The following is an 18,952-nucleotide window of genomic DNA, read 5'->3' as shown; positions in this document are numbered from 1 at the left end:
CCGAGATACGCGCCAAGGGGGCGCCGAGATGATCTGGAAGCCCTGATGCGCTCGGATTCACCTGCGACGGCGGGTGGCAGGGCCGCGTTCGGCAACGTGCCGGGCGACAGCGTCGACGCCGGGGCGGGCGTACCGCTCCAGAGAGCGGACGGAAGCATGGCGGGAGCGGGCCAGAAGCATCGGAGTGGATGTGCCGCCCTCGGCATCGTGTGTCAGGGCACCGCGGCGTAGCCGGTGGAGCGTTCACCAGCCCAGGTCCTCGATGTCCTCAGGTGAGGCGAGGCGGTCGGCCGGCAGTCGGGTGTTCTCCTCGAAGGTCTCTTCGGTCCGGCGGTAGGAGAGCCGGGCCCGGCCGGTCTCCGGGCACACGTCCAACGTCGGCGTCCCGGCGGGGGCCTTGCGATCGGTGAGGAACAGCGGGCCGCGGGTGCGGCGGCCGATGAACCGGGGCAGGAGCTGGGTGGTGCCGGACTGTCAGTCAATCCACTCGGTCGCCCCGCCCTTGGCGGTGATCTTCTCGCGCTTGTCCTGCGGGTACAGGTCTTCCACGTTCAGGCACAGCGCCTCATCAGCCGCGGACTCGTAGAGCATCTTCCAGAACGTCTTCTCCCGCAGGCCGACGGCCACACGCCACAGGGCGGTGTTCTGGTTATCGGCCAGGGCCTTGGTGCGATCCGGCGGTGCCGGCCTCCGCTCGATGCCGATGGCCGGATCGCCTTCGATCCAGCCCTGGCGCGGCCACCAGCCGATTGCCTTGCGCGCGATGGACAGCTCCCGGTTGACGGCGTCGGCGTCCATCTCGTCCGCCCGCGCCGCCGCCACATGATGGATTCCAAGGGGGAGTTGTGGCTGCGGGTGACCGATGAGCCTTGCTGATTCCTGTGACCGGCGCCCTTCGTGGTGACAGTCGGGTCCGGTTGACGGGCCTCGTACGGGGACAGCCGACGGGAGTAGATTCTGGCCCTGAGTGCAGGCGCGGATGAGGAGCACAGCCAGTGACCAGCGACAGTCGCATAGGACCGCCCAGTTTTGGAAGCGAACGCGACATGCTGCGGGCTTTTCTCGACTACCACCGTGCGACTCTCGCCATGAAGTGCGAAGGGCTTACCGACGAGGAGCTGCGGCAGCAGTCGATGCCGCCGTCCACGCTCTCGCTGCTCGGTCTGGTGCGGCACATGGCGGAGGTGGAGCGTGCTTGGTTCCGTCGAGTGTTCGAGGACAACGACGCTCCCATGGTCTGGTCCGACAAGATCGACTTCCAGGCGGCCTACGACGCGAGCGCGTCGACCAGGGATGAGGCGTTCGTGGCCTGGGAGGCCGAGGTGGAGAACTCGCGCCGTATCGAGCGGGAGGCCGAGTCCCTGGACCAGGCCGGGTGGCAGCCGAGATGGGGCGAGGAGGTATCGCTGCGGATGGTGATGGTGCACGTGCTCCTGGAGTACGGCCGCCACAACGGGCACGCGGACTTTCTGCGTGAGGGTGTCGACGGGACAGTGGGCGCCTGAGTCCGCAGGAGCCACCGGTCTGTGTGAAGACCGGCGATCTGCTGCAGGATTCGCCGCAATGGGCCCCGTGGCGGCCGGCCGTGGGCAACGCGCCGCGGCTCAGCGACGCGGAGCTGGTGACGCCGGCGATGATGCAGGTCATGTCGGGCTTCACCTCCGAGGCCCGGTGATTGCGGCACGCCCGCGCTCACCTGCGGCATCTTTTTCCCTACCCCGCCCCAGCAGCCCGGCTGCAACAAGCGGTTGCGCAAGGCGGCTGATCTGATCCGGCACCTCACCCGCACGCTGGCCCGCAACAACATGCTGTGGACCGACGATGTATGGGTGGTGGACTCCACGCCGGTCGAGTGCGGCCGCTCCCGCGAGACCGTCAAACGCTCCGACCTGGCCGGATGGGCCCAGTACGGGTACTGCGCGAGCCACTCACGCTACTTCTGGGGTCTACGGCTGCACCTGGTGTGCACCCTGCACGGTCTTTCGATCGCCTTCGCCGCTGACTGGAGCCAAGGCCGCCGAGCGCGAGACGCTGCTCGACCTGCTCGACCTGCTCGCCGTCGAACCACAGCTCACCGACGGACGGCCAGGACAGACCGTGATCGGCGACAAGAACTACTTCGGCCGCGACTTCGCGCAGCAGCTGGCCAAGCTGGGCATCAGGCCGCTGCGGCAGGTCATCGAGTCCGTCAAGGAGACTTTCAAGGGCCGGCTCGACCTCGAACGACATCGCGGCCGCACCCCCGGCGGCACGGCCGTCCGCGTCCTGCAGCGCACCCTCGCTCTCACCGCGGCCATCTGGCACAACGACCACACCAGCCAGACAACCGGACGCGCGCTCACCGCCTACGACCACTGAACCCCTTGGAATCGATCATCTGGAACAGCCCCGAGACCAATCAAGAGTCAGCGAGCCGGATGCCGGAAGGTTCTCACCCGAGACCCGAGTCATCCGTCCACGACCTCCCGAGACAGAGCGACCAGCGGGCAGGATGGCCTCATGACAAAACTGTCCGTACGGTCGGTCCGTCGTGCCACCTCTGGTTCGGTGCTGTCGTTGTGGTCACAGGACTCTGTGCTGTCGATCGGCTCAGTGGGATCGGTGCTGTCCGTGGGGTCCGTCGGTTCGGCCTTGTCAGTGGGCTCGATCGGAAGCGCCCTGTCGGTCGGCTCGGTCGGCTCCTCCCTGTCGCTGATCTCAACCGGGTCGTGGCTGAGTACAGGATCGTTGTTTTCCGCGCAGTCGCGGTGGTCGGTGCTGTCCTGGCGTTCCTCTCGCGGTTTCCTGGCCGCGGGAGCGGTAGGGGCAGCGACCGGAGGCGCCCTGCTGTTGGCCCAGATGCTGCACAAGGCGGATACCGGCACCGGATGACCCTGATCAGGTTGAGAGGCTATTTCGCTCGGGGTTTCCATCGACGGTGATCGGGGTGACTCGTCCCGTGGACGGGACCAGCTCGCTCCAAGTGGGAGAAGTCGAGGTAATCCGTTAGGCCATCGGCTACGACGCCCGCCGGCGTCACTGTGGGAGCGGCCGACTTCGGTCCTCTGGCGGAACATCAGCTTGGGAAGCTGCGACCATTTAGGACCGTTTCGGCTGTTGTCCTGGGCGAACAGCCTGGGCGTGATCGCGTACGCGGATTGGAGCTGACCTGGCGAGATCCCTGTCTGCGATCGCATTTGATGCGGTCCGGGCCAGGTCAAGAAATTCCTCCCTCGGCGCCCTCCGCACCGCCCGCGCCGAATGGCGCCGCGTCCAAGCCACAACAGCCACCGAATCCTGGCTCGGCTCAAGCTCGGCCGGTTTCAGTGCGCGGTCTACATGCTCCAGCCGGACGGCACCCGGGCCCGCAAGTTCGCCTACGGCAAGACCTGGGCCGAGTGCGACACCGAGCGACGGGAGCTCCTCGCCAAGGTCCACCAGGGCGTGCCCGTTCCCACACGGTCGGCCAAGCCTCTCCGAGCACGGAGCCGCCGCTCGCATCGCTCCTGTACGTGACACGCTGAGCGTGATGCCCAAGGGCGGAGGCGGGGCGCCATGATGTTGAAGCCTTCAGCTCGGAGACGTCGCTTTCATCCTGGTCAGCAGGTCGCGTGCGCTTGTCGCGTGTGCTTGTTGCCCGTGCCCCAGTTACTCGGTCCCGTACGAGCTCGTCGACACCCGGGGCCGGGCCTGCTTGCACGGCGACGAACTGATCGTCACCGCCGTCGGCGACGGCCACTCCTGCGCAGCCGCCCAGCGGGCGACGCGCCGTGAGTCCTGGTCGCCGCGGTCACGTCGGCATTCCCCGCTCGGCCAGGCCGCTCTCGTACGCGATGATGACCAGTTGTGCGCGGTCCCGGGCGTGCAGCTTGGCCAGGAGGCTGCCGACGTGGGTCTTCACGGTCGGCATGCTGATGACCAGACGTTCGGAGATCTCCGCGTTGGACAGGCCGTTGGCGATCTGGACGAGGACTTCGTGTTCCCGCTTGGTGAGACCGACGAGTCGTGGAGCGGGGCGGGGCGTCTCGCCGCGCCGGGAGAAGTTGGCGATGACGCGCCGGGTGACCGTCGGGGCCAGTACGCCCTCGCCCGTGGCGATGACCCGGATGCCGTCGACCAGGTCGGACGGCGAGGCGTCCTTCAGCATGAAGCCGCTGGCGCCCGCCTGGAGGGCCGGGTAGACGTACTCGTCCATGTCGAACATGGTCAGGGCCAGCACCCGGACACCGGTCAGCGTCTCGTCGGAGCAGATCTCCCGGGTGGCCGCGATGCCGTCGAGAACCGGCATCCGGAGGTCCATCAGGACGACGTCCGGGGCGAGTTCCCGGGCGAGCCGGACCGCCGTGGCGCCGTCGCCCGCCTCGCCGACGACCTCCATGCCGGGTGTGGAGTCGACGAGGACCCGGAAGCTCCCACGCAGCAGTGCCTGGTCGTCCGCGATCAGTACCCGGACCGACTCGGCCATGCGTGTTCCCCGGTTCCTCGTCCGCTCGTAGGTGACATTTGACATTTTACCAAGGCCCTATCGTCAACTCGCCCGCCACGTAGGGCCCTTCACGCCACGTCCAGAATCAGCTCCGCTGTGCCGTCGGCCCTCGCCCCGACCGTCGTACCGTACGACTCCGACAGCCGGGTGACATCAGTGAGGATCTCTTGGGCCTCGGCCTGGTCCGCCAGGCGGGGGCGGCCCCTGCGGTGCACCGGCAGGCCGAAGCCGAGGTCGACCGGGTGGAGGCGGGCCGCCACGAGGGTGCCGTCGTCGAAGGTGAGGACCGGCAGGAGCGACTGCCAGTAGCGGCGGTGCGGGGCGAACAACCGGGTGCCGTGGCCGCCAAGTCGGTCGTAGTAGCGGCCCGGGGTGGGCGGCCGGTCGGTGGTGACCTTGGCGTAGTCCTCGGCGGAGACGCGGTCGGTGAGTTCGATTTGGCTGACGATGTTGCCGAGGCTGTAGAAGATCGGCCTGTTCCGGTACAGCTCGACACCGCGAAGGAAATGCGGGCCGTGCCCGACCACGACGTCCGCGCCCTCGTCGATCACCCGGTGGGCGAAGGCACGCAGGAACTCGCCCGGTGTCTCGGGCTTCGGGCCGGGCTCGTGGGAGTGCACGCTCACCACGACGAGGTCCGCGCGCAGGCGGGCCTCACCGACCCAGCGGGAGATCTCGTCGAGGTCGCGCGGATCGCACTCGGTCGTGAAGCCCGGTTCGTCCGCCGTCAGGAAGCGGGTGCCGAAGAGACTGAGCCGGTCGGGGGCGAGGATGGCGGGGTCGACCCCGAGGAGGGTGCGGGCCTCGGCCCGGCGGGCGCGCAGACCCGTCTCGGCGTCGATCGTCCGCAGCACGTCCATCTGAGGGGCCGTCACCCGCAGGGTCGCGGAGTGGCGCAGCGGGTTGAGGCCCGGTCGGCCGGGCAGTTCCGGCGACGGATCGGCCGCCTCCTGGCCGGGCAGGAACGTCGTGGTGCAGGCGAGCAGCGCCAGGCTGCCGCCCGGCCGGTCGACGTGGACGGGTCGGCGCGCCGTGGTGAGGTCGGCGCCGATCCCGGCGAACGGGATCCGCCTCGACCGCAGCAGGTCCACGGTGCCGAGCACACCCTCCGTGCCCAGGTCCATGGCGTGGTTGTTGGCGCAGCCCAGCACGGTGAACCCGGCCGTCGTGATCTCGTCCAGTACACCGGAGTCCGCGATCAGGCAGCCGCCGCCGGCCGCGTTGTGCACCGGGTGTCCGCGACCGTCGTAGGGGACCACCTCCAGGTTGGTGACGGCGAAGTCGGCGCCGTGGAGGAGTTCCTGGAGCCGTCCGGCGGCCGGGTCGGAGGTGATCACCGCTCCCCGGGTCGCCATGCAGTCGCCGGAGAGGGCCAGGGTCAGCCGGGTCACCGCCGGGCCTCCGTGACCGCGCGGGTCAGCGCGCCGCCCGGATCGGAGCCGGTGACGTCGACGCGGCGGCCCTCCACCGTGACGGTCGGTGTCAGCGCCACCTTGCGGGAGGCGGCGATGTCGGAGACGTACCGCACCCAGGGCAGGTACGGGGCGTCCTCGACGCAGCGCGCGAAGGACGCCCCGGTGATGCCGGCGTCCCGGCCCGCCGCGATCAGCTGGGCCTCGCTGAGCCCGGGGCCCTGTTCGGCGGGCTGCTTCGCGAAGAGGACCGTGGAGTACTGCTCGAACCTCCCCGCGTCCGCCGCGCAGGCCGCCGCGGAGGCCGCCTGTGTCGAGTAGCCCGCGGGTTCGCTGCGGTCGTCGAGGAAGGCCACCGGGTGGTAGACGACGCTCACCCCGCCGTGCGACTTCAGACCGTTCAGGGCCGCGGTCAGGGCCCGTTCGGTACGACGGCATTCGGGGCAGAGGTAGTCGAGGTACACGTCGATACGTACGGCGCCGGTGGAGGCGGCCACGCCCGACTTGTCGGCGGCGATCCCGGCCGGTACGCGGCTCGGTGCCTCGCCGGGGGCCGTGTTGTTCGCCCGGACGAGGCCCGCGCCGACCAGCGCGGCGGCGACCACCACCAGGACGGCCACCAGCGACACCACGAGCGTGCGCCGTCGCCGGTGCCGTTGGTGGACCATCTGACGCACCATGGCGTCCGTTGTTTGTGTGCCCGTCATGCCCCTCACTCCTTCGGGTCCAGGACCCAGCTGTCCAGCGCGTATCGGGTGCGCGGATTCCGGATCAGGAGGGCGGCCGCGCCGAGCAGCACCAGGTCGCGCGCGATGTCGAGCGCGTAGCCGCGTGCGGCGCCACCGCTGAGCGTGCCTCCGCCGCCGAAACAACCGCAGTCGATGGACATGCCCCGTGCCCACACCGAGGCGATGGCCGCCGCATACGCGACCAGCAGTACGGCCGCGCCCGCCGCTGCCGCCCTGGTGGCCAGCCCGGCCACGAGCAGCAACGCGAGCGCCACTTCGACGAACGGCAGGACGCCACCGACGAGTTGGGCCGAGTCGTCGGGCACGATGCGATAGAGCGCGACCGTCCGTCCGGCTTCCGTGAGGTCTCCGATCTTCACCAGACCGGCGTAGGCCAGGACCGCCGCCAGGAGCAGCCGTGCCGCGAGCCGTGCCGCGTCCGCCCAGTGCCCGGTCGTGGCCCGGATGCCGGCCGTTGTGGTGACATCTGTCGTGCTCGCGTCCACCGTGCTCTGTCCTCCCCGGTTCATGAGGTGCGGGAGAACCGGTAGCCGGCGAGGCCCAGTGCGACCGCGGTGAGGGCGGCCAGGAAACCGAGTTCGGCGACCACGGGTGGGTGCCAGTCGCCGAGCATCAGCCGGGTCTGCTCCGAGGTGAGCACGCTCGGTCCTGGCAGGGTTCGGCGGACCGCGTCGACGCCGTACGTCAGCGGGTTGAGCTTGACGACGGTGTCGAGCCAGCCAGGCAGACCGTTGGGCGGGAACATCGCCCCGGAGAAGAACATCAGTGGCATCAGGCTCAGGTTCACCACGACCTGGAAGGTGTCGACCTGCCGGATGGTGACGGCGGCGAGCAGCCCGAGCGAGGTGAACATGAGGGAGACCAGCAGGAGTTCGAGCAGGACGACCAGCAGCATCGGCGTGTAGCGGATGCTCGCGATCCCACCGACGGACAGCACCATGAGGCCGTAGACCGCGCCTGTGGTCGCGCCGCCGAGGGCCAGTCCGAACACGATGGACGCGCGCGGGAACGGCGCCACGAGCATCTGGCGCAGCACCCCCAGCCTGCGGTCCCACACCAGCGAGATGCCCACCGCGATCGCCGGGGCCTGTACCGACATGACGAGCGCTCCGGGGAACAAGTAGGCCCGGTAGTCGTTCAGTTGGGCCTTGCCGAGGCTGGACGACGCCGCGTCGAGGCCCGTGCCGAGGACGACGAGGAACAGCAGGGGCGTCACCAGCCCCATGGCCAGGCGCACGGGGTTGTGCCGCAGCCGGGTCATCTCCCGCCGCCAGAGCAGCAGGACGGGGCGTGCGGGGTTGCGGGACCGGTCGGGCGGTGATGGTGCGGCGGTGATGTCGCCGAGTGCGGCGGGTGCGGTGTCGGTCCGGCTCATCGCAGTCCTTCCCCGAGATTGCCGAGCGTGCGCGGGCCTGTCGTGCTCTCCCGGATGGCGAGACCGGTGTGGTGCAGGAAGACGTCGTCGAGGGTGGGCGGGGCGATGGCGACCTCGCGTACGGTCACGCCGAGTTCGGTGCACAGGCGGGGCACCAGGGCCGCCGCGCGCTCGACGCGGAGCAGCAGGCCGTCCGGAGTGGGCTCCGCCGGGAGGCCGAACCGGTCGCCGAGGGCGGCGGCGGCGCGCTGGTCGTCCTCGGTGCGCAGGACGACGAGGTCGGCCCCGATGACGGACTTGAGGTCCGCGGGTGTGCCCTCGGTGACGACCTTGCCCCGGTCGATGATCGCGATCCGGTCGCAGTGCTCGGCCTCGTCCAGTTGGTGGGTGGTGACGAAGACCGTGATGCCCCTCTCCCGTCGCAGCCGTTCCAGGTGGTCCCAGACGGCGGCGCGGGTCTGGGCGTCCAGTCCGGTCGTCGGCTCGTCGAGGAACAGCACGCTGGGCTCGGCGAGCAGGCCGCGGGCGATCTCCAGGCGGCGGCGCAGTCCGGTGGAGAACTGCCGTACGGGCACCCTGCGGCGCTCGGAGAGGTCCATCAGGTCGAGCATCGAGGCGATCGCCTCGCGGGACGCGCGGCGGGACAGACCGCACAGGTCGGCCTGGAAGCGGAGGTTCTCGGCGGCGGTGAGGTCCAGGTCGAGGGTCGACTCCTGGAACACGATGCCGATACGGCGGCGGACCTCGGCGGGCCGGGCGGCGACGTCGAAGCCGGCCACCTCCGCGCGGCCCGCGGTGGGCCGCAGCAGGGTGGTCAGCATGTTGATGGTGGTGGTCTTGCCCGCGCCGTTCGGTCCGAGAAAGCCGTACACGCTGCCCGTGGGCACGGTCAGGTCGAGCCCGTTCACGGCCGGTGCGGTGCCGTAGTACGCGTAGAGGCCCTCGGCCCGGATCGCTGTCATGAGCGACTCCCTTCGGAGGAGCGGGTGTCGCCGTGGGTGGGGTGCGGGTCCTTGTCGCCCGGGCGCGCGTGCTCGCCCGGGCGACGGACCGCCAGGACCGTGCGGAACACGCTGAGTTCGCCGGGCTCGTCCACCGGCCGCCCGTCGGCCTCCACCCAGGCGTGCGCGCCGAACGGTTCGGTTCTGAATCCCGTGCACCAGTCGGCCCACCTGCCGTGTGCCCGGCACAGCAGGACGGTGGCCACGGAACGCTGGAGGCAGCCGAGGCCCGCGCAGCGGGTGCTGACCGAGACGACGGACCGGCGGGCCCGCGCCACCTCGGCGTATCCGGCGGGGCGGGACCCCTTGCTGACCACGCCCAGCACGCGGTGCAGCCGGGCCGGGGGCAACCGGACCAGCAGTCGTGCCGCCCCGGCGGCACACCGGGGGCCGAACTGCCGGTACCAGGGCAGCCGCGGGGCCTGTTCGGCCACGGCGGGGGTGGTCACGAGGCCACCTCCACCAGTTTGGCCGCGCTGAGCGCGTCGATGAGGGCCTGGACGTCCTGCCGCGCCTGGTCGTCGCTGACGGGGGCCGCGGCGCACAGGCCGGCGGCGGCCGCGTCGGGCGCCGTTCCGTCGAGCAGTTGGCGCAGGACGCCCGCGCCGGAGTGGTTCAGCTGCCAGTAGCGGCCGCGGCGCCCGTCGAGCAGGACGGCCCCGGAGTCGATGTCGGTGAGAGTGACGTCGCGGGCGAGGGTCAGCTTCATCGGAGTTCTCCCGTGTGCGTGTTCCGGGCGGAGGGCGGGGGGTACGTCTCCGGGTGTGTCCGCAGCCAGCTCTCGCAGGCCACGGTGGTGTCGATCGGCTGGAGATGGTGGGACATCGGCCCCGGGTTCAGCACCGCGGACCGGAAGGCCGCCGGGTCGATGAGGCCGAGCCGGGCGAGGTGGGAGTCCTCGCACAGCTCCAGGATCCGGGCCCGGTTGCGGGCCAGGCCGCGGAACGCCTCCGCGCTGAACTCGCCCTTGTCGCGGCGGCCCAGGATGTCCGCGGGGACGAGACCCTGCCCGGCCGAGGTGAGCAGCGGCTTGAACCGTCCGCCGAGCAGGCGCTGGTCGATCCGGGTGGCCAGGGCCGCCTCCACCACCCGGTCGTCGAGGAAGGGCGCGTCCCAGGTGATGCCGGTGTCCCCGAGGGCGGTGTTGACCTGGCGGACGGTGGTCCCCTCGAAGACGAGTGAGGCGAGTGCCTGGTGCCGGGCCCGGTCGGCGTCCAGGGGCCCGGGTCCCTCGGTGGCGGCGTCGGTGAGCAGGGCGCGGACCGCGGCCACGGCGTCGGGGGTGGCCCAGGCCGGCATGCGGGGCGCGAACACCCAGCCGAAGTCCGGCTCGTCGGCGGGCGGCGACGGGGCGTCGATGCGGGCGGCGACCCGACCGAGGTTCTGCCCGAACGTCGACCGGTCGAGCAGCGAGCGTACGGTCGCCCGCCACGGCCAGCGATTGGCCAGCCGGTAGCGGTTGACCAGCCGCAGCCCGCCGACCGGTGTGGCCCGGGCCAGGGACCAGGCGCAGGCGGGCATCCGGCCGAACAGCTCGTCACCGCCGAAGCCGGTCAAGTGCAGTGTGGCGCCCTCCGCCGTGGCCCGCTTGGCCAGGTCCTGGATGTGGGCGAGTCCGGAAGCCCAGGTCGAAGGGCCTTCCGGGGCCGCGCCCACGAGGTCGGCGGTGTAGCCGACGTCGAACAGGTTCTCGGCGCGGTCGGCGGACAGTGTGTGGTGCCGGGCAGCCGGCAGGCACTCCGCGGCCCGGCGGGCCCACATCGTGTCCGCGTTGGCGCTGTCGATCGGCATCACGTGGTAGGTGACCAGGTCGGCGCCGGACGCGTGGGCGAGGAAGCAGAGCGAGGTGGAGTCCAGGCCGCCGGACAGGTCGGCGCTGAGGGTGCCGCCCGCGGCGACCCGGGTGGTGATGGCGTCGTCCAGCGCGGAGCGGACGGCGGCCGCGCCCTCCGCGAGCGTGAGGGACGGCTCCGGGAGTTCCCACCAGCGGGTCTGCCGGGCCCGGCCGTCCGCGTCCAGTTCCAGCCAGTGGCCGGTGGTGAGCGCCTCGACGCCCCGGCGGACGGGGCGCTGGGCGAGCGGCCAGGGTGGTCCGCCCGGCGCCAGCAGACGGGCGGCGAGCACGGTCTCGTCGAGGTCGGCGCCGGTCAGCCGGAGCAGGGGGTCCACCCCGCTCGCGGCGACGGTCACCCCGCCGACGACGGCCATGAAGATCTGTCGTACGCCGACGGCCGAACCCTGCACCCTGGTCCTGCCGTCCAGTGACACCGCCAGGTGGACGGCGCCCGGCAGCCGGGACGCGATCGCGTCCACGTCGTGCAGCGAACGCAGTCGGCCGAGCGCGGCCACCGCGGCGGTCTCGTCGAGCCGGGTGTGTCCCAGCACGACCATCCGCCGTGGGCCCGCCTCGACGACGACGGCTTCTGCCTCGGGCCAGTCGCCGACGATCCAGGGCCGGCCCGACGCGTGGTCGATACGCCGTGCCGCCCGCAGCCGGCCGGCCGACGCGGCACCGGCCGGGCAGTCCGGAAGAACCACGAATTCCATGTCGCCTTGTTCCCCGTCTCCTAGGTCCCCCGGATGGTGCCGGTGCGCGTGAACGCACCGGCACCGGACGTGATCACCAGAAGCAGACGATCGCGTAGCCGCAGCCGGCGAAGTCGTTGCAGCTTCCGACACCGAGGCACTTCGTGAGCTCCTCGAAGTCGCCGACTTCCTGGAGCATGGGGGGTTCGTAGATCGCGGACATGGTGCCTCCCGTTTCGGATCGGTCAGACCGACCTTGTTCGGCCTGTGATCTGTCACGGAAGCTACGTGGCGGAATGTCCCACGGGCATGGGGCAGTTGTCCCACGCCGGTCCTGTCAGCTGTCCCAACGACGCTGGCGCACCCAGCCCCAGCCGAGGGCGGCGACGGTCCAGGCCAGCAGCACCGTGAAGCCGAAGACCGTGTGCGGGGAGCGGACGGTGAGCAGTTCGTTTCCCGCCTGGTCGGGGAAGTACCGGGCCATCTCCTTGGTCGCCCCGATGAGGGACAGGATGTGCGTCCCGGCGAGCACCATCGGCAGCAGAACGGCCAGCGGTACGACGGCGTTGCGGGCGATCGCCGCGATACCGGCGGCGAAGAGGCACATCAGGGTCAGATAGACGACCGCCCCGGCCAGGGCGCGCGGGACACCGTTCGCGCCGAGCGAGGAACCGTGGGACCCGAGAGCCGCCTGCGTGACCAGGTAACCGAGGACTGTGACGGGGACGGAGACGGCCACCGCCGCCAGGGCGGTGACGACCGTCTTCGCCGCGTAGAGGCGCCCGCGCCGGGGTACGGCGAGCAGCGAGACACGGATCATGCCGGAGGTGTACTCGCTGGTGACGACGAGCACGCCGAACACGATCAGCGCCAACTGGCCGTAGAGGATGCCGTCGAGACCGGCCTGCTCCGGGGTGAAGTCGGAACGCAGGCTCGGGTTGTCGGACTCCAGCGCGTTCTTCGCGGACCAGCCGTCGAGGGCGGCGATGAGCACGCTGACCGCGGCGAACAGGAGCAGCGAGATCTGGGTGCCGCGGATGCCGCGCAGCTTGGTGGTCTCGGCGCGGACGGCCGCGAGGGTCTCAGACATGCGTGTTCCTGCCTTCCTGGCCGAGGGCCCGTCGGCCTTCTCCGATGACGTCGAGGAAGGTCTCCTCCAACGACCCGGTGTGGGTGCCGAGTTCGTCGAGCGGGAAGCCGCCCGCCGCGGCGATCCGGCTGACGTCCGCGGCCGCCATGCCCACGACGTCCAGGCCGCCGCCGGGGACACGGGTCACGGTGGCGCCGCCGCCTTCCAACTCCCTGCCGAGCCGGTCGGGTTCGGGGGTGCGGACGCGGACGTAGGACCGTCCGTGGCGCTCGATGAAGTCCGACATCCCGGTGTCCGCGAGGAGTCGGCCCCGGCTGATGACGACCAGGTGATCGGCGACCAGGGCCATCTCGGTCATCAGATGGCTGGAGATGAGGACGGTACGGCCCTCGGCTGCCATCGAGCGCAGCAGGCCGCGCAGCCAGCGGATGCCCTCGGTGTCCAGGCCGTTGACCGGTTCGTCGAGCACCAGCACGGGTGGGTCGCCGAGGAGCGCGGCGGCCAGGCCCAGTCGCTGGCCCATGCCGAGGGAGAAGGTGCCGGTGCGGCGCCGGGCCGCGTCCGCGAGCCCGACCGCCTCCAGGACCTCGGCGACCCGGCCGCGAGCGATCCGGTTGCTCTGCGCGAGCCAGCGCAGATGGTCGCGCGCGGTCAGGCCGCGGTGCGGGGCCGAGGTCTCCAGCAGGGCGCCGATGTGGCGCAGGGGGTAGGCCAGGTCGCCGTAGGCGTGCCCGTCGATCCGCGCGGTTCCGGTGTCGGGGCGGGTGAGGCCCAGCATCATCCGCAGGGTGGTCGACTTCCCGGCGCCGTTGGGGCCGAGGAAGCCGGTGACGGCTCCGGGCCGCACCGTGAAGGTCAGGCCGTCCACGACGGTGGTCGGCCCGTACCGCTTGGTCAGGTTCTGGACGTCAATCACGCCACGAGTCTGGCCGCGGCGGCCGCACCGCACATCGGACCGGGGTCGGGACGGTGCGGGCCGGCTCCGCGGACCGGACCCATACCGGGGTATGAGACCGTTTCAGCCATATGCGGTGGGCGGGACGTATGGCGGTTGTCGTGGCACTAGTACGGCAGTGTCGCGAGGATCCCGAAGCCCGCGCCGGGGCGAGGGCCCGCCGTGAGGGTCCCACCGTGCGCGACGGCCCGTTCCCTCATTCCGACGAGCCCCATCTCGCCGCCGGGCACGGTCGGCCGGTGCCCGGCTCCGGGGCCGTCGTCGGTGACGCCGATCGTCAGCACCCCGTCCTGCGCGGTGACGTTGACCAGGCAGCGGGTCGGGGCAGCGTGTTTGACGACGTTGGTCAGCGCCTCCTGGACGATCCGGAACGCGGTCAGCGCGACTCCGTCGGGTGGTTCCTCCGCGCAGTCGGAGCGCAGGTCGACGCTGACGCCCGCCGCCTCAGCCGTACGGACCAGGGAGGGCAGGTCCGACAGTCCGGGGACCGGCTGGAGGTCCTGCTGCTGGTCGACGTGTTCTCGGCGCAGCACCTTGAGGGTGGCCCGCATGTCGCGCAGCGCCCTGCGGCTGATGTCCTCGATGACGGTGAGGGCTTCTCTGGCCTCCTCTGGGTGGGTGGCGATGACGTGGTTGGCGACCCCGGCCTTGATCGCGATCAGGCCCACGCTGTGGGTGACGACGTCGTGGATGTCCCGGGCGATCCTCATTCGTTCTTCGACCTTGGCCTGCTCGGCCGCCTGCACGATGGTCCGCCGCAGGCTCTCGCGTCGCTCCCGTACGGCCGTCCCCGCGGCCCACGTCGCCCCCAGCACCAATAGCCCGAACAGCAGTTGCACCGCCAGGGTGCCGCCTGTGTAGTGCTGCCCGCCCGTCACCGTCAGCAGGGCCGCGCCTGCCGTGCTCGCCCCGCCGACGATCACGGCCGAGCGCCCCAGCTGCCGTCGCCGTGTCGTCGCGACCAGGTACAGGGCGTAGGCCGCGGAGAGGAAGACGGCAGGGCCGAGACCGGCGGCCAGCGCCACGCAGGACGCGGTGAGGACGATCGCGAACACCGGGACGGGCCATAGTCGCCGTACAGCGAGCGGCAGCGCGGTGGCGAGCGAGAGCAGCGATATGGCGAGCCCACCGGGCGCGCCGCCGCTGTCGGGCCGTACCAGCGTCAGTTGCGGAAGCAGGGCGAACCCGAGGGCCGCCGCCCCGTCGAGGAGGACCAGGCGTCGGCGCGAGACATCTCCCATGTCCCAAACCTAGGTGTCTGATCAGCCGGGCGTCCAACGCGGCCGGAACAGGACCATGACCGCTCAAGTCGGTGTAGTCCGTCCGTTTCGTCTGCTTAGGCTGTCACCGTCTGTGCAGGCGTTCAACGCTTACCACGGGGGTGCAAAGCTATGCGGATCAACCTGTTCATCCTCAGTGAGGACCCGGTGTCCCTGGCCGGACTCGAGGCGATCGTCGAACAGGACGACAGCGTCAACCTCATCGGCACAGCGGTCGACGAGTCCCACGGCCTTCGATGTCTGGAGAACAACCCGCTCCGCCCGGACGTCGTGCTCATCGGTGAACCACCGTCAAAACGCGCCATCTGCAGGAATGTTGAGTGGATCGTCTCCCTTTACCGCCGGGAGAAGTCACGGCCACAGATCGTCGTGGTGTCGCAGAACGACTACGACGACGTGATCGTCTCCGCCCTCCGCCTCGGCGTGAACGGGTATCTCGCGCGGATCGCGTCCCCGGAGGAACTGTTTCAGTCCCTGCACATCGTGGCGCGCGGGGGCGCCGCGTTCAGCCCGACGATCGCGGCTCGCTTCAGCAGGTTCTTCGCCACCATGCAAAGGCTTCCCGAGCCGCCCGAGTTCTCGCAACTGACCGGCAGGGAGGCAGAGATACTGGAACTGCTCGCGGACGGCATGAACAACCGTCAGATCGCCCGGCGCCTCTTTCTCGCAGAGAAGACCGTACGCAACTACGTCTCCCGCATCTTCACCAAACTGGAGGTGCACGACCGGGCCGCCGCCGTACTGCGCGCACGCGACGCCGGTTTCGGCGACCAGCCCGACACCGTACTGCCCCAACACGCCTGACAGCGCCAGGAGATCGAGCGCGCGGCCCTCTGGTCGGCGTGCTCGCGGCGCCGGCGACTTCGTTGGCGGCCGGATCGCCGTGGAACCGGCAGCACTGGGCAGCGACCGGATCAGCAGCGTGACCCGGGTCAAGGCGGTCGGCATCGACGTCCCCAGCCATCCGGTTGCCGACACCTTCGGGCCGACGCCGGTCGAACTGTCCCGCCTCTCCTTCCACGATTCCTCGAAGTTCGGTCCCGCCAAGCTCACCCAGGCCATGGACGCCGAGGAGCATGCGGGAAGCCAGCAGGACGGCCTCCGTCAACAGGTCCTTCCACCACTCGACGCAAGGCTGACCGCCGACACCTACACCTCGGTGTTGCCTCAGTTCGAGAAGGCCGAGGCCGACGCTCATGTGTGCTGAATCCGTTCTTGCGGCGAGCGCCCACGAGCCAGCCACCCGCCTGCCCTGTGCCGCAGCTGCTAGAAGCCCTACCACTCGTGTCGCGGTCTGGCTCGCGCCGATGCGGTACGCGGTTGTCGGCGGTTCGTGCGACCGGGTAGGGCGAGAACTGGGCTTGATCCGCTTCGACGGACATCCGAGATCACGGGTTCAGCCCCGGGAGGATGTCCATCATGGAGAGCATGGGGAAGAAGAAGCCTCGCCGCCCTCGTCGCTCGTTCACGTCGGAGTTCAAGGCCGAGGTCGACGCGGGCGAGCGCGACGGGCTGACCAGCAGCGAACGGGAGGAACTGGCCGCGCTGCGGCGGGAGAACCGCCGACTGCGCGAGGACGTCGACATCCTCAAGCGGGCCACCTTAGATTCAACCGGTCAAGGCAACACTCTCGGCTGGTGTTCGGAATCCCAGACACTTGCGCGGACGGTTGTTGAGCTTCGTCGCGATGGCGTCAAGGTCGTCCTGGCTGAAGGCCGAAAGGTTCGTTCCTTTGGGCAGGTACTGCCGGAGCAACTTGTCGGTGTTCTCGTTGGTGCCACGTTGCCAGGGGCTACGCGGTGCTGCGAAGAACACGTCGACACCGGTGTCAGCGCTGAGACGCTTGTGGGCCGCCAGTTCCATGCCTCGGTCCCAGGTCAGCGTGCCGCGTAGGCGGGGATCCATGCGTGCGTAGGTCTCGGCCAGAGCGGGAACGACCACAGTGGTGTGGCGGCCGGCGAGCTTCACGACCTGGAGAAACCGCGTCTTCCGGTCGACCAGTGTGGCGACCTGGCTGTTGTTCGAGCCGATCACCAGATCGCCTTCCAGGTGTCCGGACCCGCTGCGGTCGTTCGCCGCCTGGAGCCGCTCTTCGATCGGTCGGGCATCGCTGATCTGTGAACGCCACTGTCCCTTCACCGTGTGACGCTTGTTCTTCCGGATCGGGCGTCCAGTTCGCAGGCACTTGCACAACTCGCGGGATACCACTTTCCATCGGGTGGTGTAGACCGACCGCTAGATCGTCTCGTGGCTGATCCGCATCCCCGGGTCGGCACCGTGACGTAGACGCAGATGCCCGACGATCTGCTTCGGCGACCACTCCTCCCTCAACAGCGTCAGCACCGTCTGCCTCACCGCGGGCCCGCGGGCGAGCAGGCACTGTTTCGGACGCCGGGCGCGGTCAAGTGCGCGTTCTTGCGCCGCGATCGCCCGGTAGACGTCGCGGCCGCCGTCGTTGTTGACTTCACGGCTGATCGTCGACACCGCACGGCCCAGCAGGCCGGCAATCGCCCGGTAGGAATCGCCTGCACAAAGCCCGCGTGAGATCTCCTCCCGCTCGCCCATGGTCAAGGCGCCGGCGCGCGCCTTATGGGGTACGGGAGCGATTCCTCCGTGGTGTTTGAGGACGGTGAACACCGAGCCGGGCGGCTTGCCGATCTGTCTCGAGATGACGCTGATCGACTCCCCGGACCTCCACCACCGCCACAGGTCGGCCTTCATCTCGTCCGACATCCCCGGCCGACCCAGTCTCGCCACGTATGCCGTCCTCAACCAGACCTGTTGCTCTGACCGGTTGAATCAAAGACGGCTTTCTTCGCGAAGGAGATCCGGTGACGGTGTACCCGTTCATCGAGGCGGAGAAGCAGAGCGGCCACAACGTCAGACGGGCGTGTGAGCTGCTGAAGGTCTCCCGAACCGCCTTCTACGCTCGCCGCACCGACAGCCCCGGTCCGCGGGCGGTCCGCGATGCCGAGCTGACGGAGCAGATCACGGCCGTCCACACACGTTCCCGCGGCACCTACGGGGCTCCGCGCATCCACGCTGTCCTGAAGAACGAGGGCGCCAGATGCGGTCGTCGCCGTGTCGCCCGGCTGATGCGGCAGGCCGGACTCGCCGGCCTGCACCGCAGACGAGGCCACCGCACCACGATCCCCGATCCACAGGCAGCCGCCCGTCCCGACCTGGTACTTCGCGACTTCCAACCCGATGCCGGAGCCCTTGATACCCGTTGGTGCGGCGACATCACCTACATCCCGACCCAGGAAGGCTGGCTCTACCTGGCCACCGTCATCGACATCGCCTCCCGCAGGGTCGTCGGCTGGGCAACGGCCGACCACCTGCGCACCGAACTTGTCGCCCATGCTCTGCAGACCGCTTGTCACCGGCGTCGGCCACCCGGACCGGTGATCTTCCATTCCGATCGCGGCTGCCAATACACGAGCCATGAACTCGCCGCGCTGGCAGCCGAGTTGACGTCCGGCTCTCCGTCGGACGCACCGGACAGTGCTGGGACAACGCGCTGGCCGAGTCCTTCTTCGCCACCATGAAGAACGAGCTGACCGGCAACCGGCCCTGGCCCAGCCGGGCCGCCGCCCGCACCGCGATCTTCGAATGGATCGAGAGCGGGTACAACTTGCACCGGCTCCACAGCAGCCTCGGCTACCGCAGTCCCGCCGATTACGAGACCGCACTCGCAGCCTGACCACCACACCAATGGTGTCCGTCAAAGCGGACCAAGCACAGTCTCGCCGCGGTACTCGTCTGAGGACGAGCGGTGCTTTCCAGGCACACGGCTCGGGCAAGTCCCGCGGGCTCGCGGGCAGGCAGGCCGACGGGTCCCTGGCCAGCGATGCTTCGCAGCTCTCGATCAGCAGTCGGAGCGTCCCGGAGGATCGGAGGCCCCTCTGCCAGAACCATCAACGTTCCTCCACGAGGCGGAGAGCTCCTCACCGTTGCCCACGAGTTCGACGAGAGACATGGACCAGCCCCCCGTCGCCGCCTGGTTCTGTGCGTCACCTAGGGATTTGCCCCGATGCCCGCACCGAGGTCGCTCGCCTACCGTCATGAGTAGTGCTGAACTTCCGGTCAGCCGATCCCA

24 protein-coding genes and 2 pseudogenes are annotated in these 18,952 nt (G+C 70.0%); 8 read left to right on the top strand and 18 right to left on the bottom strand.

From position 1 onward, the window contains the following. Positions 1-243 precede the first annotated feature (243 nt). Together ACZ7M3_RS03040 and ACZ7M3_RS03035 are read right to left on the bottom strand one after the other, a co-directional pair. Positions 244-375 carry a hypothetical protein gene (locus ACZ7M3_RS03040; RefSeq protein WP_472060204.1) on the bottom strand — a complete coding sequence of 44 codons (132 nt, stop codon included), beginning with the start codon at positions 373-375 and terminating at the stop codon, positions 244-246. A 99-nt stretch (positions 376-474) separates the two neighbouring features. Next, the gene (locus ACZ7M3_RS03035; protein ID WP_472060202.1) at positions 475-798 is read right to left on the bottom strand and encodes a hypothetical protein; all 324 of its coding nucleotides are present in this window, start codon (positions 796-798) and stop codon (positions 475-477) included. Positions 799-995: 197 nt separating this feature from the next. On the opposite strand from ACZ7M3_RS03035, the gene ACZ7M3_RS03030 reads away from it, so the two are divergent. The 4 genes and pseudogenes from ACZ7M3_RS03030 to ACZ7M3_RS03015 form a co-directional block, all read left to right on the top strand. Beyond that, positions 996-1,505 carry a DinB family protein gene (locus tag ACZ7M3_RS03030; protein ID WP_472060200.1) on the top strand — a complete coding sequence of 170 codons (510 nt, stop codon included), beginning with the start codon at positions 996-998 and terminating at the stop codon, positions 1,503-1,505. Next, a pseudogene (locus ACZ7M3_RS03025) lies at positions 1,502-2,358 on the top strand (transposase). Before ACZ7M3_RS03030 ends, ACZ7M3_RS03025 begins: the two are co-directional and overlap by 4 nt. Positions 2,359-2,499: 141 nt before the next feature. Then, positions 2,500-2,871: a hypothetical protein gene (locus ACZ7M3_RS03020; protein ID WP_472060198.1), complete on the top strand. Its 372-nt coding sequence runs from the start codon at positions 2,500-2,502 to the stop codon at positions 2,869-2,871. A 369-nt stretch (positions 2,872-3,240) separates the two neighbouring features. Further along, positions 3,241-3,450 (top strand): annotated as a pseudogene (locus tag ACZ7M3_RS03015) (site-specific integrase); the annotation flags it as partial. Between the two features lie 319 nt (positions 3,451-3,769). On the opposite strand, the gene ACZ7M3_RS03010 reads toward ACZ7M3_RS03015, so the two are convergent. The 13 genes from ACZ7M3_RS03010 to ACZ7M3_RS02950 form a co-directional block, all read right to left on the bottom strand. Beyond that, positions 3,770-4,444: a response regulator gene (locus ACZ7M3_RS03010; RefSeq protein ID WP_095851500.1), complete on the bottom strand. Its 675-nt coding sequence runs from the start codon at positions 4,442-4,444 to the stop codon at positions 3,770-3,772. A gap of 89 nt (positions 4,445-4,533) precedes the next feature. Then, on the bottom strand, positions 4,534-5,856 hold the full coding sequence (gene mslH, locus ACZ7M3_RS03005; protein ID WP_472060196.1) for a lasso peptide C-terminal Trp epimerase: 1,323 nt from the start codon (positions 5,854-5,856) through the stop codon (positions 4,534-4,536). Then, positions 5,853-6,584 (bottom strand): DsbA family protein, encoded by a 732-nt coding sequence (locus tag ACZ7M3_RS03000; RefSeq protein WP_472060194.1) that lies wholly within the window; start codon positions 6,582-6,584, stop codon positions 5,853-5,855. The genes mslH and ACZ7M3_RS03000 overlap by 4 nt, the downstream gene beginning before the upstream one ends. A 5-nt stretch (positions 6,585-6,589) precedes the next feature. Continuing rightward, positions 6,590-7,111, bottom strand: a complete 522-nt coding sequence (locus tag ACZ7M3_RS02995) for a MauE/DoxX family redox-associated membrane protein (RefSeq protein WP_355614680.1) — start codon at positions 7,109-7,111, stop codon at positions 6,590-6,592. 20 nt (positions 7,112-7,131) lie between these two features. Beyond that, the gene (locus ACZ7M3_RS02990) at positions 7,132-8,001 is read right to left on the bottom strand and encodes an ABC transporter permease (protein WP_351300324.1); all 870 of its coding nucleotides are present in this window, start codon (positions 7,999-8,001) and stop codon (positions 7,132-7,134) included. After that, positions 7,998-8,963: an ATP-binding cassette domain-containing protein gene (locus ACZ7M3_RS02985; RefSeq protein ID WP_355311789.1), complete on the bottom strand. Its 966-nt coding sequence runs from the start codon at positions 8,961-8,963 to the stop codon at positions 7,998-8,000. The genes ACZ7M3_RS02990 and ACZ7M3_RS02985 overlap by 4 nt, the downstream gene beginning before the upstream one ends. Then, complete coding sequence (locus tag ACZ7M3_RS02980) at positions 8,960-9,451, bottom strand: lasso peptide biosynthesis B2 protein (RefSeq protein WP_355311788.1); 492 nt, start codon at positions 9,449-9,451, stop codon at positions 8,960-8,962. The genes ACZ7M3_RS02985 and ACZ7M3_RS02980 overlap by 4 nt, the downstream gene beginning before the upstream one ends. Further along, on the bottom strand, positions 9,448-9,711 hold the full coding sequence (locus tag ACZ7M3_RS02975) for a lasso peptide biosynthesis PqqD family chaperone (RefSeq protein WP_355311787.1): 264 nt from the start codon (positions 9,709-9,711) through the stop codon (positions 9,448-9,450). The genes ACZ7M3_RS02980 and ACZ7M3_RS02975 overlap by 4 nt, the downstream gene beginning before the upstream one ends. Then, positions 9,708-11,549 (bottom strand): lasso peptide isopeptide bond-forming cyclase, encoded by a 1,842-nt coding sequence (locus ACZ7M3_RS02970; RefSeq protein WP_472060191.1) that lies wholly within the window; start codon positions 11,547-11,549, stop codon positions 9,708-9,710. Before ACZ7M3_RS02970 ends, ACZ7M3_RS02975 begins: the two co-directional genes overlap by 4 nt. A 73-nt stretch (positions 11,550-11,622) precedes the next feature. Next, positions 11,623-11,751, bottom strand: coding sequence for an aborycin family tricyclic lasso peptide (locus tag ACZ7M3_RS02965; protein WP_103079660.1), 129 nt, complete (start codon positions 11,749-11,751; stop codon positions 11,623-11,625). A 114-nt stretch (positions 11,752-11,865) separates the two neighbouring features. Next, a complete protein-coding gene (locus tag ACZ7M3_RS02960; protein WP_472060189.1) occupies positions 11,866-12,618 on the bottom strand; it encodes an ABC transporter permease in 753 nt (250 codons plus the stop codon). Beyond that, the gene (locus ACZ7M3_RS02955) at positions 12,611-13,534 is read right to left on the bottom strand and encodes an ABC transporter ATP-binding protein (protein ID WP_452968711.1); all 924 of its coding nucleotides are present in this window, start codon (positions 13,532-13,534) and stop codon (positions 12,611-12,613) included. Before ACZ7M3_RS02955 ends, ACZ7M3_RS02960 begins: the two co-directional genes overlap by 8 nt. A gap of 146 nt (positions 13,535-13,680) precedes the next feature. Then, the gene (locus ACZ7M3_RS02950) at positions 13,681-14,814 is read right to left on the bottom strand and encodes a sensor histidine kinase (protein ID WP_351300303.1); all 1,134 of its coding nucleotides are present in this window, start codon (positions 14,812-14,814) and stop codon (positions 13,681-13,683) included. A 150-nt stretch (positions 14,815-14,964) separates the two neighbouring features. Between ACZ7M3_RS02950 and ACZ7M3_RS02945 the strand changes: the two genes are divergently transcribed. Next, positions 14,965-15,657, top strand: coding sequence for a LuxR C-terminal-related transcriptional regulator (locus ACZ7M3_RS02945; protein WP_472060187.1), 693 nt, complete (start codon positions 14,965-14,967; stop codon positions 15,655-15,657). 79 nt (positions 15,658-15,736) lie between these two features. Then, positions 15,737-16,060, top strand: coding sequence for a hypothetical protein (locus tag ACZ7M3_RS02940; protein ID WP_472060185.1), 324 nt, complete (start codon positions 15,737-15,739; stop codon positions 16,058-16,060). A 181-nt stretch (positions 16,061-16,241) separates the two neighbouring features. Here ACZ7M3_RS02940 and ACZ7M3_RS02935 read toward each other — a convergent pair whose 3' ends face one another. Genes ACZ7M3_RS02935 through ACZ7M3_RS02925 form a run of 3 tightly spaced genes read right to left on the bottom strand, consistent with a single transcriptional unit; the run spans position 16,242 to position 17,586 of the window. Next, positions 16,242-16,439 carry a hypothetical protein gene (locus ACZ7M3_RS02935; RefSeq protein ID WP_472060184.1) on the bottom strand — a complete coding sequence of 66 codons (198 nt, stop codon included), beginning with the start codon at positions 16,437-16,439 and terminating at the stop codon, positions 16,242-16,244. Between the two features lie 22 nt (positions 16,440-16,461). Further along, positions 16,462-17,061 carry an IS30 family transposase gene (locus tag ACZ7M3_RS02930; protein ID WP_472060182.1) on the bottom strand — a complete coding sequence of 200 codons (600 nt, stop codon included), beginning with the start codon at positions 17,059-17,061 and terminating at the stop codon, positions 16,462-16,464. A gap of 27 nt (positions 17,062-17,088) precedes the next feature. Then, the gene (locus ACZ7M3_RS02925; RefSeq protein WP_472060180.1) at positions 17,089-17,586 is read right to left on the bottom strand and encodes a transposase; all 498 of its coding nucleotides are present in this window, start codon (positions 17,584-17,586) and stop codon (positions 17,089-17,091) included. 98 nt (positions 17,587-17,684) lie between these two features. Between ACZ7M3_RS02925 and ACZ7M3_RS02920 the strand changes: the two genes are divergently transcribed. Both ACZ7M3_RS02920 and ACZ7M3_RS02915 read left to right on the top strand, forming a co-directional pair. Beyond that, a complete protein-coding gene (locus tag ACZ7M3_RS02920; protein WP_472060178.1) occupies positions 17,685-18,401 on the top strand; it encodes an IS3 family transposase in 717 nt (238 codons plus the stop codon). Then, on the top strand, positions 18,374-18,556 hold the full coding sequence (locus tag ACZ7M3_RS02915; protein ID WP_472061009.1) for an integrase core domain-containing protein: 183 nt from the start codon (positions 18,374-18,376) through the stop codon (positions 18,554-18,556). Before ACZ7M3_RS02920 ends, ACZ7M3_RS02915 begins: the two co-directional genes overlap by 28 nt. Positions 18,557-18,952: the final 396 nt, after the last annotated feature.

Source organism: Streptomyces sp. NPDC111656 (assembly GCF_055656965.1).
The sequence above is the reverse complement of the archived record's forward strand: the minus strand, read 5'-3'. Positions and strand labels throughout refer to the sequence as shown.

What these genes read in the sequence shown, in the direction of transcription:
- ACZ7M3_RS02985 (WP_355311789.1), bottom strand. Translation starts at nt 8,963, where the DNA reads ATGACAGCGATCCGGGCCGAGGGCCTCTACGCGTACTACGGCACCGCA.
- ACZ7M3_RS03020 (WP_472060198.1), top strand. Translation starts at nt 2,500, where the DNA reads ATGACAAAACTGTCCGTACGGTCGGTCCGTCGTGCCACCTCTGGTTCG.
- ACZ7M3_RS02950 (WP_351300303.1), bottom strand. Translation starts at nt 14,814, where the DNA reads ATGGGAGATGTCTCGCGCCGACGCCTGGTCCTCCTCGACGGGGCGGCG.
- ACZ7M3_RS02975 (WP_355311787.1), bottom strand. Translation starts at nt 9,711, where the DNA reads ATGAAGCTGACCCTCGCCCGCGACGTCACTCTCACCGACATCGACTCC.
- ACZ7M3_RS02970 (WP_472060191.1), bottom strand. Translation starts at nt 11,549, where the DNA reads ATGGAATTCGTGGTTCTTCCGGACTGCCCGGCCGGTGCCGCGTCGGCC.
- ACZ7M3_RS02925 (WP_472060180.1), bottom strand. Translation starts at nt 17,586, where the DNA reads ATGTCGGACGAGATGAAGGCCGACCTGTGGCGGTGGTGGAGGTCCGGG.
- ACZ7M3_RS02945 (WP_472060187.1), top strand. Translation starts at nt 14,965, where the DNA reads ATGCGGATCAACCTGTTCATCCTCAGTGAGGACCCGGTGTCCCTGGCC.
- ACZ7M3_RS02965 (WP_103079660.1), bottom strand. Translation starts at nt 11,751, where the DNA reads ATGTCCGCGATCTACGAACCCCCCATGCTCCAGGAAGTCGGCGACTTC.
- ACZ7M3_RS02960 (WP_472060189.1), bottom strand. Translation starts at nt 12,618, where the DNA reads ATGTCTGAGACCCTCGCGGCCGTCCGCGCCGAGACCACCAAGCTGCGC.
- ACZ7M3_RS02990 (WP_351300324.1), bottom strand. Translation starts at nt 8,001, where the DNA reads ATGAGCCGGACCGACACCGCACCCGCCGCACTCGGCGACATCACCGCC.
- ACZ7M3_RS03000 (WP_472060194.1), bottom strand. Translation starts at nt 6,584, where the DNA reads ATGACGGGCACACAAACAACGGACGCCATGGTGCGTCAGATGGTCCAC.
- ACZ7M3_RS02935 (WP_472060184.1), bottom strand. Translation starts at nt 16,439, where the DNA reads ATGTCGACGTCCTCGCGCAGTCGGCGGTTCTCCCGCCGCAGCGCGGCC.
- ACZ7M3_RS03010 (WP_095851500.1), bottom strand. Translation starts at nt 4,444, where the DNA reads ATGGCCGAGTCGGTCCGGGTACTGATCGCGGACGACCAGGCACTGCTG.
- ACZ7M3_RS03035 (WP_472060202.1), bottom strand. Translation starts at nt 798, where the DNA reads ATGGACGCCGACGCCGTCAACCGGGAGCTGTCCATCGCGCGCAAGGCA.